This is a genomic window from Paenibacillus sp. FSL R7-0333 (genome assembly GCF_038000365.1).
In the GTDB taxonomy this organism is placed as follows: Bacteria; Bacillota; Bacilli; order Paenibacillales; family Paenibacillaceae; genus Paenibacillus_AQ; species Paenibacillus_AQ silagei.
The window spans coordinates 2,189,149-2,203,285 of sequence record NZ_JBBOBZ010000001.1 but is presented as its reverse complement, the minus strand read 5'-3'; the positions used below and the strand labels follow the sequence as shown (position 1 = coordinate 2,203,285).

At 51.5% G+C, this 14,137-nt stretch carries 14 protein-coding genes; 6 read left to right on the top strand and 8 right to left on the bottom strand.

Annotated features, from left to right (window positions below):
• Positions 1-79: 79 nt before the first annotated feature.
• The 3 genes from MKY86_RS09105 to MKY86_RS09095 all read right to left on the bottom strand — a co-directional run bounded on the left by MKY86_RS09105 (position 80) and on the right by MKY86_RS09095 (position 2,472).
• Positions 80-1,387, bottom strand: coding sequence for an amidase (locus MKY86_RS09105; RefSeq protein ID WP_076086354.1), 1,308 nt, complete (start codon positions 1,385-1,387; stop codon positions 80-82).
• 157 nt (positions 1,388-1,544) lie between these two features.
• Positions 1,545-2,000 carry a hypothetical protein gene (locus tag MKY86_RS09100; RefSeq protein ID WP_076086350.1) on the bottom strand — a complete coding sequence of 152 codons (456 nt, stop codon included), beginning with the start codon at positions 1,998-2,000 and terminating at the stop codon, positions 1,545-1,547.
• 34 nt (positions 2,001-2,034) lie between these two features.
• Positions 2,035-2,472 (bottom strand): LytTR family DNA-binding domain-containing protein, encoded by a 438-nt coding sequence (locus tag MKY86_RS09095; protein WP_076086378.1) that lies wholly within the window; start codon positions 2,470-2,472, stop codon positions 2,035-2,037.
• Positions 2,473-2,752: 280 nt separating this feature from the next.
• Between MKY86_RS09095 and MKY86_RS09090 the strand changes: the two genes are divergently transcribed.
• Together MKY86_RS09090 and MKY86_RS09085 are read left to right on the top strand one after the other, a co-directional pair.
• The gene (locus MKY86_RS09090; RefSeq protein ID WP_076086347.1) at positions 2,753-3,400 is read left to right on the top strand and encodes a transcriptional regulator; all 648 of its coding nucleotides are present in this window, start codon (positions 2,753-2,755) and stop codon (positions 3,398-3,400) included.
• Between the two features lie 36 nt (positions 3,401-3,436).
• On the top strand, positions 3,437-3,583 hold the full coding sequence (locus tag MKY86_RS09085; RefSeq protein ID WP_340826720.1) for a hypothetical protein: 147 nt from the start codon (positions 3,437-3,439) through the stop codon (positions 3,581-3,583).
• A gap of 287 nt (positions 3,584-3,870) precedes the next feature.
• On the opposite strand, the gene MKY86_RS09080 is transcribed toward MKY86_RS09085, so the two are convergent.
• Positions 3,871-4,146 carry a CD3324 family protein gene (locus MKY86_RS09080; protein WP_076086345.1) on the bottom strand — a complete coding sequence of 92 codons (276 nt, stop codon included), beginning with the start codon at positions 4,144-4,146 and terminating at the stop codon, positions 3,871-3,873.
• A 375-nt stretch (positions 4,147-4,521) separates the two neighbouring features.
• On the opposite strand from MKY86_RS09080, the gene MKY86_RS09075 reads away from it, so the two are divergent.
• Positions 4,522-6,213, top strand: coding sequence for a M3 family oligoendopeptidase (locus MKY86_RS09075; RefSeq protein WP_076086342.1), 1,692 nt, complete (start codon positions 4,522-4,524; stop codon positions 6,211-6,213).
• Between the two features lie 145 nt (positions 6,214-6,358).
• Here the strand turns inward: MKY86_RS09075 and MKY86_RS09070 are convergent, their stop codons facing one another.
• Complete coding sequence (locus tag MKY86_RS09070; protein WP_076086339.1) at positions 6,359-6,745, bottom strand: iron chaperone; 387 nt, start codon at positions 6,743-6,745, stop codon at positions 6,359-6,361.
• A 239-nt stretch (positions 6,746-6,984) separates the two neighbouring features.
• Here MKY86_RS09070 and MKY86_RS09065 point away from each other — a divergent pair, with 239 nt between their 5' ends.
• Together MKY86_RS09065 and MKY86_RS09060 are read left to right on the top strand one after the other, a co-directional pair.
• A complete protein-coding gene (locus tag MKY86_RS09065) occupies positions 6,985-7,479 on the top strand; it encodes a sigma-70 family RNA polymerase sigma factor (RefSeq protein ID WP_076086375.1) in 495 nt (164 codons plus the stop codon).
• Positions 7,480-7,499: 20 nt separating this feature from the next.
• Complete coding sequence (locus tag MKY86_RS09060; protein WP_076086336.1) at positions 7,500-9,020, top strand: DUF4179 domain-containing protein; 1,521 nt, start codon at positions 7,500-7,502, stop codon at positions 9,018-9,020.
• 150 nt (positions 9,021-9,170) lie between these two features.
• Here MKY86_RS09060 and MKY86_RS09055 read toward each other — a convergent pair whose 3' ends face one another.
• The 3 genes from MKY86_RS09055 to MKY86_RS09045 all read right to left on the bottom strand — a co-directional run bounded on the left by MKY86_RS09055 (position 9,171) and on the right by MKY86_RS09045 (position 12,989).
• Positions 9,171-10,622, bottom strand: coding sequence for an IS1182 family transposase (locus MKY86_RS09055; RefSeq protein ID WP_340825740.1), 1,452 nt, complete (start codon positions 10,620-10,622; stop codon positions 9,171-9,173).
• A gap of 170 nt (positions 10,623-10,792) precedes the next feature.
• Positions 10,793-12,034, bottom strand: coding sequence for an RICIN domain-containing protein (locus MKY86_RS09050; RefSeq protein ID WP_076086784.1), 1,242 nt, complete (start codon positions 12,032-12,034; stop codon positions 10,793-10,795).
• A 307-nt stretch (positions 12,035-12,341) separates the two neighbouring features.
• Complete coding sequence (locus tag MKY86_RS09045; RefSeq protein WP_076086787.1) at positions 12,342-12,989, bottom strand: hypothetical protein; 648 nt, start codon at positions 12,987-12,989, stop codon at positions 12,342-12,344.
• A gap of 174 nt (positions 12,990-13,163) precedes the next feature.
• Between MKY86_RS09045 and MKY86_RS09040 the strand changes: the two genes are divergently transcribed.
• Positions 13,164-14,051: a fructose bisphosphate aldolase gene (locus MKY86_RS09040; protein ID WP_076086790.1), complete on the top strand. Its 888-nt coding sequence runs from the start codon at positions 13,164-13,166 to the stop codon at positions 14,049-14,051.
• Positions 14,052-14,137: the final 86 nt, after the last annotated feature.

Here is a 14,137-nt window from a genome sequence, read left to right as displayed (position 1 = left end):
GGTACTTTGCGGGGACCCCCAAACAAAATAACCGGCACCGTAACCAACCGGTAACCGCTTCTTATTTCACGGGGAGCGGTTACTCCTCAGCCAGACACGGCCATAGCTGCCCTGCCCAAGCTAACAACTCCTCGTCTTCTCCATATCTTCCTATACACTGGAAGCCGAGCGGCATGCCTTCAAGCGTTGCCGCAGGCAGACTGACCGTGGGCACTCCCGCGAAGCCCCAGACCGCAGGCATCCCTGCCCAGCCCGTATTCCGCTCCTCGATCTTCGGCGCAGTCCCCCCTTGGGCCGGAGAGACCCACAGATCGATTCCCTCTTGCTCCATAAGCTCCATCAGACCCTGCCGTAGCTCCCGTTGCCGGGTACGGTACTGCTCCAGCTCCTCCTCCGGAATCTGTTGTCCTCTAAGGATCGCTTCCTGCACGGGGAGGCCGTATTCCATTCTATGCTCCGCGAATCTGTGCTCATGCTCCCGTGCCAGCTCCCCCTCAATGAAGCGCAGCATGGCATTTCCATAGATGAGTTCATCCTCCCACGGCATTTGGAGATAACGGACTTCATATCCAAGCTGCTTAAGTCCTGTGATCTGAGCCTCGAACACCCCTTTGACTTCCGCGCTCATCAGCTCCATATAGACTCCCTTGGGGATACCCAGAACCGGCTTGCGGGGGATTAGAGCAGCAGGAGCCTCCCAGTCCGGGACAAGCAAGGCTGCCGCTGCCTCCATATCTGGCAAGTCTTGCGTGAAGAACCCTACCGTGTCAAAAGACGGCGAGAACAGCAGCGCCCCATCCAGCGGAACCCTCCCGTAGCTGGGCTTGAAGCCGACCACTCCGCAAAAGGACGCCGGGGCGATCACCGAACGCAGCGTCTGTGTGCCCACTGCCAGCGGACAGAGCCCCGCAGCCACCGCTGCGGCGGAGCCTGCACTGGAACCTCCTGGAGTATGCCCGGTATTATGCGGATTAAGCGTAGCAATCGGCCCGTTATAGGCGAATTCCTCGGTCACCGTCTTGCCTGCAATCACGGCCCCTAGGGCACGCAGCTTAGCGACCAGAGATCCCTGGGCACCGGCTAACAGCTCAGCGGGTAGCTGTGATCCCGCCCGGGTCGGCAGGCTGTCTACATGCAGCAGATCCTTAATGCCCACAGGAATGCCGAATAGGGCCGGTTTACGCTCATCTCCGCTGTAGGTACGTTGCAGCAGAGCTTTTTCCGAATCCAGACGCCCTTCAGCTTCATCCTCAGGGACAAATGCATGGATATGCGGCTCAAGCTGTCTGTAACGCTCCAAGTACGGGTCAAGCACAGTTTCGGATGAATATCCGGGTTCGTGAATCCGGCTCATCATTTCTGTCAGGGATACCTTGTGAAGCAGCATAAGATCATCTCCATGGAAGATTATGTATTGCATTTGGCTTATTACGGTTCAGTCTGCAAAAGGTAACAGAAATCCCCAACCTTACTTAGCACCAAAAAAGCCACCCGGGCCGCTTCCCCTCCAAGATGGCTTTCATAACCCCTATCACCAGAGATTCCTAAAGCTCTTCTTCTTTTTGCTCCCCGTCCTGCTTATACTCATACAGCTTCTGATTAAGCTGCTTGGCTTCCCGCTTCCCGTCGATGTGCATCATCGCGTACACCATACTTTTGACCACCAGAATGACAATGACGAACGGTACCAGCACTCCCTTATCCATCAGCGGACCGTCAGCGAACAGCCATAGCCAGAGAATCACCAATACATCAGCAAGGATGAAGCAGAGGTAGAAGCTGATCGTCTGCACTTTGGGATCAACCTCATACGTATTCACCAGCGCATAGCGGAAGCAGGTAAATGCCGCAGCCCCCAGGAACAATTGCACCAGCAGCGAGCCCCGGATCATCTCCGTAGCATTCAGAGCCAGCACAACCGCCGCGAGCACCATCAGACCCCCGCAAGCCACCAGCAGATCCTTCACGAATAAAGACACATACTTTCTGGTTGTAATCATGAGTTTTCCTCCTAGTCAAGTTTGGACAGCACAGCTATAACCCTAACTTCCGTTTGAGCACCGGGACGTATTGTCTGGAGATGTAGACCTTCTCACCGTTGTGCAGCAACGCCTCGTATCTTCCGTAGAGCACCGGGCGGAGCGACTCGATCTTGGCCACATTCAGAATACTGGATTTGGATGCCCTGAAAAAATCACCAGACTCATACTCCGTCTCCAGCTCATACAGCTTCAGCCTTGACTCATACACCTTCTCCTGGCAGTAGATAAACACCTTATGATCCACCGCCTCGAAATAATAGACCTCATGCGGATGGATGATGTGCATTTGCAGCCCGGTCATACCAATCAGCTTCCTTGCGCCTGCGTTCACCGAGTAGATCAGCCCCAGCAAGGCTTCATCCGGGTCATTGCACCTGAGAATAATTTCAGGCTCACCGCCCTCCGGAACCTGTTCAATTGTGATTTTCACCGCCACCGCCTCCTGCATTCTCTCCCTACAGCTACAGTATATTTTTGTAAAATGACTTATACAATGGCCTTTGCGCAAGCTGCACTCTGGCGGCTTCAAGCTGCAGGTTTGGCAGGTCAATGAAATATAGTATAATAACCGGTATAGGTCGTGAAGAACACGCCGCCCCGATACAACATTCGTTTGGAGCTGACTCCGGACACGTTGTATCGGGGCGGCTTTTCTTATGTTCAGGTTCACTGCGAATTCATGGCCAATCTACTGTAAAGGGGAAGCTCTATTGTCAAGATTCGAGCAGCATGTTGAGGAATGGCTACAGGAACAGATTCATGCGGAGACAGGTTCAATACGGTTGGAGTTTCTTAATAAGGGGTTGGGGCACGGGACCATTGAATTTCTGCGATCCGTCTGGTTTCCCGCAGTCGGCAATTTCAAGTCTCTATATGCGGAGTGGGAGGTCCGTGACTTCAACAACGGTTACCGTTATTTAGATCTGGCGTATATGCCAGGCGGTGCCAAGGGCGGCATTGAGATTCAAGGCTTTGGTCCGCATGCACGGGACCTTGATGTCAGGCGGTTCAAAGACTTATGCAGACGGCATTGTCTCTTGGCGTTGGACGGCTGGATCTTTTTGCCCATTGCCTATCCATCTATTACTGAAGAGACTCAGCTCTGCCAGCAGCTTGTGCTTGCGTTCATTGGCAGATTCACTGCTACTGATGTAGCTGCATCATTATCTTGGCTGGAGGCAGAAACCGTCCGTCTGGCCCGGCGTGTTCTGCGTCCGCTGACTCCGCTGGAGCTCGCCGCGCACCTGAGGGTGTGTGACCGTCAAGCCAGACGCATTCTTCACCATCTCGTTGATCTCCAGATCCTGGAGGTTGCCAGTGGTTCAGCGCGGGTTCGCACGTATAAGCTCCGGGTCTAGTGTACGCTGAGCCTTGCGGGCGGGGTGCATAAGCCTGTGGGGACGAGCTTGGTAGCTGAGGTGCGTGGGCTTGGTGTCGCGGAGGCGCCTAAGCCGGATGGCACGGATATGTGTGAGCCGGATGGAGCGGAGAGGCGTGAGGCTGATACTACGGAGGTGCACGAGCCTTATGCCGCGGACTGAGAATCCGCTATTTAGCCGAAATTGCTACTTATTCGCTTGTTCGCGGACTGAGTGCACTATCCGCCTTCGAAATCGCCCAAACGGCCTGTTTGTGCAGCAATAACGGATTGTCAGTCCGCCAAAGGTCCATATAGCCCTGTAAATCCACAATAGCGGAATCTCAGTCCGCAGCCGCTTAGAACACTTGGCCATAGCAGTTTAGCCGATGCACACTTGACCATACACGGCATCCGCTTGGCACTTTTCCCGGACAGCCACGCCCTCCCCAACCGCAAAAAACCCGCAGATCAGCTCTGCGGGTTCTTGGAATATACAATTTTGCGGATGCTGTCGATGGATAACCCGTATTGCTCGCACAATTGGTACAACTCTGCACCTTCTTGGAAGCGGCTACGGATCTCAGCATTGCGGACTTTATAGTAATCGGCTGCTCCTGAGCTTTCACCCCATTTTCGGCGTTTGCTCGGGCAGGTTGGAATATACAGGGCTTCCCCTTGAATATATTGCTGAATCTCCTTCAGCAGGTGTTCTGGCAATAGCTTTGCTGCATTTATACATTGCATCTCTGGCTCGCTCCTTAAAATATATTAATCTTTTAAGGGCAAAGCCTGTGTATAAATAACTGTATTTCTTAAAACATACTACAGGCGAATAAATCCGCTCCATGCCAAGCTTTCGCCTTAGTTATTTCACAGGCTTTGCATGGAGCGTGCCGTTCACATACTGACTCATCCGAAACATGGGTCATCACCTCCCGGGATTCTGGAATTGGTGCAGATTACCTCTATTCTAGAATAATTCCCATGTCCATTCAACCACTAGACGCTGCTGCACCCACAATTAGCTATAATCAAACTTTACGGCCTGAACATTAGTTTTTTGCGGGCGCCGATTATATAATAGAATCTATATGGTAAAGAAAGGATGCGATACAGCAAATGAAATTCTCAGAATATGTATACGAACGCCCGGATGTGGAGCAATTCAAGCAGGAGTTCACCACGCTGCTGAAGGACCTGGAGACAGGCAATCTGGAGGAGCAAAAAGCTGCCGTGGCAGCAATCAATAAGCTGCGCAGCCGCTTCGATACGATGGAGACGCTCGTGAGTGTCCGCCACTCCATTGATACGGAGGATGCATTCTACAAGGCAGAGCAGGATTATATGGACGAGACCGGACCGGTGATCCAGGAGTACATCACGGATTATTACAGAGCCCTCGTCAACTCCAAGTACAGAGCCGAGTTCGAGCAGGAATGGGGAACACAGCTGTTAAGCCTGGCCGAAATCTCACTGCGTACCTTCAGCCCTGAAGTGATTGAAGATCTGCAGCTGGAGAATAAGCTGTCCTCCGAATACTCCCAATTGATCGCGTCCGCCAAAATCATGTTCCAGGGCGAAGAACGCACCTTGGCACAGCTGATTCCGTTCGATTCTTCCACGGACCGTGAAGTTCGCAAAGGCGTATTCGAAGCCCGTAATGCCTTCATGGCAGAGCATGAACCCGAATTCGACCGGATCTATGACGAGCTGGTGAAGGTCCGGGCGGGAATCGCTGCCAAGCTGGGATACAAGAGCTTCGTGGAGCTCGGGTATGACCGGATGGGACGTACCGATTATAATGCTGAGATGGTAGCAGGCTTCCGCAAGCAGGTGCATGAGCATATCGTACCGGTTGCGGGGAAGCTGAAGCAGCGCCAGCGCGAACGCCTTCAGCTGGACGGACTGAAATTTTACGATGAGGGTATTAAGTTCAATTCCGGTAACGCTACCCCTAAGGGAGACCCGGACTGGATCGTGGCGAATGGTGCGAAGATGTACCAGGAGATGTCCCCGGAGACCGGTGAATTCTTCAGCTTCATGCAGGAGAACGGGCTGATGGATCTGGTCAGCAAAAAAGGCAAGGAATTCGGTGGCTACTGCACCTTCTTCAGCGACTACCGTGCTCCGTTTATTTTCTCCAACTTCAATGGAACCTCCGGCGATATCGACGTGCTGACCCATGAGGTAGGGCACGCGTTCCAAGCGTATTCCAGCCGGAATATGGAGGTTCCTGAATATACGTTCCCGACCTCCGAAGCCGCTGAGATTCATTCGATGAGTATGGAGTTCTTCGCCTGGCCATGGATGGACCTGTTCTTCAAGGAGGAGGCGGACAAGTACCGTTTCAACCACCTGGCGGACAGTTTGGAGTTCATTCCTTATGGCGTATCTGTCGATGAATTCCAGCATTTTGTGTACGAGCATCCGGAAGCTACGCCGCAGGAACGCAAACAGGCTTGGCGGGATATTGAACGGAAATACCTGCCGCACCGCGATTATGACGGCAACGCATACCTGGAGCAGGGCGGGTTCTGGCACAAGCAAGCCCATATCTTCCGTCTTCCGTTCTACTATATCGACTATACCCTGGCCCAGCTCTGCGCCTTCCAGTTCTGGAAACGCTCGAATGAGGACTTCGCCTCGGCCTGGCCGGATTATCTGAAGCTCTGCCAGGCCGGAGGCAGCCGCTCCTTCACGGAGCTGGTGAAGCTTGCCGGATTAACCTCCCCGTTCGAGGATGGCTGCATCGGCTCCGTCATCGGTGAGATTGAGAGCTGGCTGAACAGCATAGACGATAAGGCGCTGTAGGGACTGGGATTCATACACCAGATACAATTAATTTTCCATGCACCAGCAAGCACAGCGTCAACTATAAAGGGGCTGTCCCAAGTAGCCAGTTCACGGCTTCGGGACAGCCCCTTATTTTAAATTGGATCGACATGAGCCCGTCCTCTTACTTCTTCTTCCGCTTCTCTGCGGCCTGCTGCTGATTCTCTTCCACTCTGAATTTGACGATTCTGGTAATGAGCTCATAAGGGAGCGGCTCCTTGATGGGAAACTGCACCGAACCCTTGGCTCCTTTGTACCGCGCCAGTTCCTCATTGAAGGCTTCGATTCCACTGGGTGCCGGGTAGAACCCAATATGCGTCTTGTAGGCGGCAAAATGCACCAGATTCTTATGCAGGAACCAGGTCGGCATCTGATAGCTGATCTTCTCCACTGCCTCCGGGGCGGCTTCCGAAATGACCTTACGCAAGCTCTGCAGAAGCTCCTGGATCTCCGGTGCAAAGTCCGCAATATATTGGTCAACCGTTTCATAGGTAACTTTGTTCTTTTCCACTTCGGCTTCATCTCCCTTGGGTTGGTTCATAGACGCAGTTAAAGTAAGCCCAACTTATATGTAGCACACAGCTTTTCAAAATTCAATGTGTATTTCCTAAGGAATCTGATATGTGTTTTAATAAAAATCAATCGTTTTTCCGGTTAGCTCCGTCTTACTTATGAAAACATATTTAAAGGACGACTTCTTCCATAGACCAACACAATAAGGAAGAGGGGATGGTGAATGGGGGGAAGACAATGAAAAAAGCCAATACAGCAGATCTGGCGCTGATGGATGAAGAGGTGTTCTTCGAGCGGCTTGCAAGTGAGCACCGTAAACTGTATGCGCTCGCGTACAGCTATCTGCGCTCAGAAGCAGATGCCCTGGAAGCGGTGCAGGAAGCCTCGTGCCGGGCCTGGATGAAGCGCAAACAGCTTAAGAACGAGCAGGCCTTCACACCGTGGCTACTCCGGATTACCATCAACTGCTGCATGGATGAGTTAAGGCGTAAAAAACGCGTCGTGCTGGCGGAGAAGCTGGATGAGAAGGAGACCCAGGAGATGAGGAGCAGCGACCGTCTCGATCTGGAGCGGGCGATGAGCCGGATCAAGCCGAAATACCGGCATGCCGTGATGCTCAAGTATTACCAGGATATGACGACCACTGAAATTGCCAAGGTACTGAATAAGCCCGAAGGCACGATCAAAACCTGGCTGCGTGAAGGACTTAGGCTGTTGCGGAAATATCTGTGAGCAAATCGGAGGTGACAGAAATGTTGGAAAAAGAAGAGCGTGTCCTGAAACAGGATGCCCATGAGGTCCATCTTCATGCAGAGGAGATTCAGGAATTGAAAATTTATAATGCTATGCGCAGTGGAATGACGCAAGGGAAAAAACGCAGCAAACGGCGTTTCTATTCCTATGGGGCCGGCGCCGTATTAGCCGCGGCCGCAGCCATTTTTGTGCTTGTCTCATCTATCGGCTTGCCAACTGGAGGTATAGACGATTCCGGCCTCAGCGGTTCAGTGCAGGCGGCCAGCACCAAAAGCTGGAATAATTTTGCGGACTATCGCAAGCATCGCTTAAATAACGCGCTGGTTGGCGACATCCTGGAACGAAATCTGGTCATACCGGTCCGTCAAAGCGCAACAAACAATGGGTACCGTATGGATGTGGATGGCGCCGTCACGGATGGCCGTAAAGTGTATATCCTGTTCAGCGTGCACAACGATACGGATCAAGAAGTTAATCCTGGGCATACGAAATTTCAATTCGGTGATTTCGAGGTTCCAGATCCACATCGGGGCGCAGTCCTGGAAATGGCGTACGATGGCGACTCCCGGATTCAACCCGGCGGGAGCAAAGATTTTATTTATTCCACTAATTATCCGGCTTCCATCCCTGATTCCAAGGAGGTGAAGTTCACTTTAATTCTCACTGGAACATCCGACCAAGCACTCGCTTCCAGCAGCAGCAAGTATCGGACCGGCCTGGAGGTATCGTTTCAGCTTGATCCGGGCAGGTTCAAAGACCAGGAGCACACGCTGCCTGTGAATCGCACGCTTACAGTGGATGGTCAAAAGATCAAAGTGCGCCAAGTACAGTATACTCCGTTCAATACTTATGTCGATCTGGAGTATGACAAGGCAAACACCAAACAGATTTTCAGCCTGCTGAATCCTGTTCTGACCGCAACAACCGGGAGTCAAACCGAGAAATTAGTTTATCCGGGCAGAATCACGGCCGATAATTCCGAGGTGTACAAAGACACCTCGCAGGCCACGCTGGTGTTCAGGCATACCGAGCTTAACCAGCCGGACTCCACCACGCTAAAGATTGCCGGTATCTCGGCGCTGGAGCCGGACCGTATGAAATTTGTGGTCGATCTGAACAAGCAGCAGGTGATTGAAGCACCGGCAAACGATTGGGAAATGGTCACATCCAAGGAAGAACATCATGCAACAGCGGCAGAGATTCTGCTCCGGCGTAAGGTGACCCATCTGTCTTATTTCACCGATTCGCAAGGGGCGGTACAGGCGGAGAACATCGGCGCACAACTGGCTGACAAATTCACCGATGCGAACGGCCAGGTGCATAATAGAACGAATCGGGAAACGCCACTAATCGACTTCGGCGGCACCATGATCTCTAGAGATGGTACGGGAACCAGTGAGATCAGTTTATCTTTTGACAGTCAAGCTGCAGATTATCCGCAGCCGCTTACCCTATCGGTTGAACGCATTTGGAATCCAATTTTGGAGACGCACAGTATTGAGTTGTTCTCAAAGAAATAGAATACAGCAAGAAGCCCCGCCCAGCCGACAGGGAGGCTCCTGAAAAACTAGTCGTTCTTAGAAAAAGTAAAAAAACGTATCAAAAAGACGACGCTATTCGGTCCTCCGAATGGACGTCGTCTTTTTCTTACCTACTTTCTTCAACTTTGGTTACTCCATGAGTTTCAATATTCGTTTTAAATTAACAGTGAATATCGCCATGGCGCCTTGAATCTCCATGCCAACTAAACCCGAGGAAGATGCAACATCGTACCCGTGTCTGTGTTTGAGTTCGCTATTCTTGGCTTCTATTTTGTAGCGCTCTTTCGCTTTGACCTTAAAGGCTTCACTTTCCTGAAACACAGCTTGCTTGGCGTGTTCGTTGCTCTTTATACTTACCGAATAGGTCTTACTCCGAGCACCTTCTGTGTAGCACCCTTCCTTTAAAGGACATCGTTTACACTTTTCAATATCATAAAAGTAGGTTTCTTTTTGGTTTTTGCCCTGTCCCTTTTTGCCTTGCCGTGCTCTTCGAATGGCCAGATGCCCGGCTCGGCAAACATACATACCCGCATCTTTATTAAAATCGAATTCGTCTTCTTTCCTTCGGTTTCCTTGCGTAATCTGTGGATTTAATTTGGCCACAAGTTCAATGCCCTGCTCCGTACTGTAAGCAATATTGTCTTTTTCTGAATAGGCCGTGTCTCCAATGACTGTCTCTACGCTCATGCCCGCAGCTTCGCTCTTTTCAATGAGAGTTTGCAGTTCCTTCCCGTCGTTTCGTTCTCCCGTGGTAATAGTCGCTGCCGTAATGATTCGCTCTTCACTCATCGCGATATGGGTTTTGTACCCGAAAAATGAGGAATCTGCGCTTTTGTGGCCCACTTTGGCATCTGGATCAGTAGACGTCTGCAACTGTTCAACATCATCAGCAACGGTTTCTTTCAACAGATTGAAGGGTTCTTTGACCTTGGGGAGTCCGGTAAAACGTCCGTCCTTCTCAATGACCTCAATGAGATCTTGGCAGTACCCGATTTCATCTTCCAGTACATTCGTAACGGGCTTAACTGGAAAGGAACTTTTCATGGATTCATCTAAGGCATAGATCGCTTTTCGTACCTTCTTAGAACGTTCTCGCAGCACCTCTTGCGGACTTTTTTGGGTATAGCGGGCTTTCGTGTGGGTAGCATCGACAATAATAGATTTACTGCGAATGATTCCTTGCTGAATGGCAATCTCTACCGTTTTGCCAATAAGTAAGTCGAGCAACTTCATATCTTTCAGCCGCAACTTACGAAACTTGCTCAGTGAACTAGAATCAATAACCTCTTCCTCAGGCGCCATATGTAGAAAAAACTTGAACGACAAATCGGTTTTGGTGCGTTCCACAAGATCGCCGTCAGACAAGTCATAAATCGATTTAAGCAATAGATATTTAAACATTCGGACCGGGTCTACCGCGGTTCGTCCATTATCTTGGCAATAGCTTTTGTTTAGTTCCTCATAAACAAAGCTGAAGTCCACCAACTCGTCCATGCGCCGCAACAAGTTATCTTTTGGAATGAGTATATTGTAAAGTTCGATATACGGGCTCAAGATAAAACTTTGCTGCTTAGGAAGCATGAAGACCACCAGCCTTTGATTTAATTCTTTTATTGTAACGAGAAAAAGAGACATTCTTTGTGTCGAATGTCTCTTTCAGTTCTTTATGGACTTTTTCAGTGGCCTCGCCGACAGGCTTGCGGGGCTTCTCCCTTTCTTAAGCCCTTTTACAGCAGTATAAGCGTTCCACCCTAATTAATCTTGGTCAGCTGCCACTTCTGCGCATCGGTTCCGTTATCCGTCCATTGCTGCACGACCGCTCCGTCTGCGGTAGAGGAGTTAGAGACATCCATGGCCAGCCCGCTGGCTTTGGAGATCAGCTTGTAATATCCGCCGCCCACATCGACGATGCTCCACCGCTGGGCGTTGCTGCCGTTGTCATTCGCCTGCTGGAGCTGGACTCCGCTTGCCGTGGAGGCATTCGGCACATCCAGCAGTTTGCCGCTATGCATCGCTGTAAGCTTGTAGAAGCCGTCTCCTGTGCTCTCCACTCTGAATTGCTGATTGGCTGCGGTATAATTGGTCCACTGATGCAGCTTCGCTCCGTCTGCCGTAGACACATCCTTCACATCCACTACCTTGCCGCTTGCCTTGTTCATTAAGGTGTAGACCCCGCCGCTGACAATGCCGGTCGAAGGCGCACCCGCCTGATACACGCGTACATAATCCACAAGCATCTGCGCCGGGAAGGGGGTGGAGCTGTTCGGAGCGCCCGGCCAGTTACCGCCTACCGCGAGGTTCAGCAGCAGGAAGAACGGCTTCTGGAATTCCTCCGTATTGCCGGTTCCGTTCTCAATATAGAATTCATTGAACTGGTTGCCGTCGACGAACCATCTGATGTACTTCGAATCCCATTCCACACTGTATACATGGTATTGGGAGAAGTCCAGATTACCGGATACCCTTCCGAATTCGGCATGGCCGCCTGCATCCCAGTGCACCGTACCGTTGACAGCAGCGTTATTATTTACCCGCTCCATAATATCTATCTCTCCGCAGGCCGGCCAGCCGGGCGGGGTGTTGATATTGGAGCCGAGCATCCAGAACGCAGGCCATAATCCTTGGCCGGAAGGCAGCTTGATTCTGGCTTCGATTTTGCCATAGGTGAAATTCTTGAGTCCCTGTGTCTTAATCCGCGCCGAGGTATAATTCATGCCTTCATAGGATTCTTTCTGCGCCGTGATGACCAAGTTCCCGCCGGTTACCTTCAGGTTCTGTGAACGGTTCGTATAGTATTGCAATTCATTGTTGCCCCAGCCGCCGGTACCTGTGCCAATCTCAGCCGTCCAGTTAGCGGTGTTCAGGGAGGAGCCGTCGAACTCATCGCTCCAGGCCAGATTCCAGGTTGCTGCGCTTGCGCTCCCCGCAGGGACCAGTGCGATGAATAACGTGAACAGCATGAACAGACTTAAGAATTTACCTCTTTTAAGCATTATTGCCCTCCTCTATTGATTTCAAAATGGCCAGCCTTATTTCAATGCACGCGTACGTTCGTGCAGTTGAAACCTTACCCAACCGGTTTCGGACATGGACATTGGCAGCGCCTTCTTCTGCTACATCCCATATATATCGTTTTTGCTTCCCGGAAGAACCAGAAATTTGACAATTCAGCGAACCTGGCGGAAAGGGAGGGGGCGTCCTTTCGTAAGACACTGCCTCATCAAGACCAACCACAGCAAAAAACCGCTCTCCAACGGAGGCGGTTCATGCTTTTGCAAAGATGATACCTTGATTGTCGTACTACTCGAGTCCGTGCTCTTCGCGGATCTTGTACATCCCTTGTACGAGCAGCTCCGAAGGATCACGGTTAAGCTGCAGATGCGTCAGTAACAGATGGAGCGGGATAGCGCATACGTTATTTCCGTCCGTAATTGCAGGGAAGCCTGCTTCAAAGACCGGTCCATGCTCCTCGTTCCAGGCCAGTCCGGCATGCACCTGCTCCGGTGCGAACTCCTCCGTTACAGCGGCGATACACATCGGAACCAGCACATTATCGACAGCGGCCTTGGCTTCCTCTTCACTGGCGAGCGGCTTAGGCATGGAGTTGCCTCCCTTGGTCTTCATCAGCTCGTGGAAGAAAGAGGCCATCCAGATCTCCGGACTGTTGCCGGACTGGAACCGGGCAGCCAGCTCACGAAGGAAGAAGCCGCAGTAATAATCAGCGTTATCTTTATCCTTCACACGGAATACAAATACCGGCCCGTAGTTGTCCAGGTTCAGCACCTGACCTTCCACATCGCTGAAGCTCATTTTGAGCGCTACAATGCCGTTATGAAAAACAGCCTTGAGCAGCTCATTCCAATTCTCTTCGGTCATGGCCTGCTCGGCAGCTTCCGCTTCACCGTTCACCGGCTCATTCGTGGTCTCATTGGTTGTTTCGTTTGTCATAATTAAATTCACCCCACTTTCTATCATACCATCCTATTGAACAAGGTAACATACCATATCTCTCAACTCAAATGGAAAGCTCTGCCGGACCCGCATGTATGTCCTTATGCGCAAGTGCTATACTAGACAGGGTACAGTAACCATCTCATTTTGCAGAAGGGAATGAACCTAACCATGAATACTGAACAATTGGACCGGATTCACACTGGCCAAGGCTTTATAGCTGCTCTGGATCAGAGCGGAGGAAGCACCCCCAAAGCACTGCTGCAATACGGTATTAAGGAAGACCGTTATTCAGGGGACGAAGAGATGTACACCATGGTTCACAGCATGAGAACACGTATTATTCAGAGTCCTGCCTTTAACCGGGAGCATATTCTCGGTGCAATTCTGTTCGAGAACACGATGGACCGCCTCATAGACGGGCAATATACCGCCGATTACCTGTGGGAGCAGAAGGGCGTCGTGCCTTTTCTCAAAATAGACCAGGGACTGGCCGCTCCTCAGCACGGAGTCCAGCTCATGAAGCCTATCCCCGCCCTCGATGATCTGCTGAAGCGGGCAGTCAGCAAGCATATCTTCGGCACCAAAATGCGCTCCGTAATCCATGAGGCGAACCCGGAGGGTATCCGGCAGGTCGTGGAGCAGCAGTTCGAGCTGGCCCGGCAGATCGCCGCCTTCGGACTCGTTCCGATTATTGAACCGGAAGTAGACATCCTCAGCAAGGACAAGCAGGAGTCAGAGCAATTGCTGAAGCATGAACTGGCCGCACGCTTGTCTGAGCTGCCAGATGGCGTGAAGGTCATGCTCAAGCTGTCGATCCCGACAGAGGATAATTTATACAGCGAGCTCGCCGCAGATCCCCATGTGGTTCGGATCGTAGCACTCTCAGGAGGGTATACCCAGGCTGAAGCCAACGAGAAGCTCGCCCGGCAGCATGGAGTGATTGCCAGCTTCTCCCGCGCTTTGTCCCAGGGGCTCAGCGATCAGCAGACGGAGGACGAATTTGGCCGCACCCTCGCTGCGTCGATCCAGGCCATCTATGAGGCTTCGATTACTTAAGCCCTCTGGCTCGCTGCCTGTTCTCTGGTTTCATAGATTGGCAGACTTAAGCCCCCGAGCCATAAGGCACGGGGGCTGTTAACTGT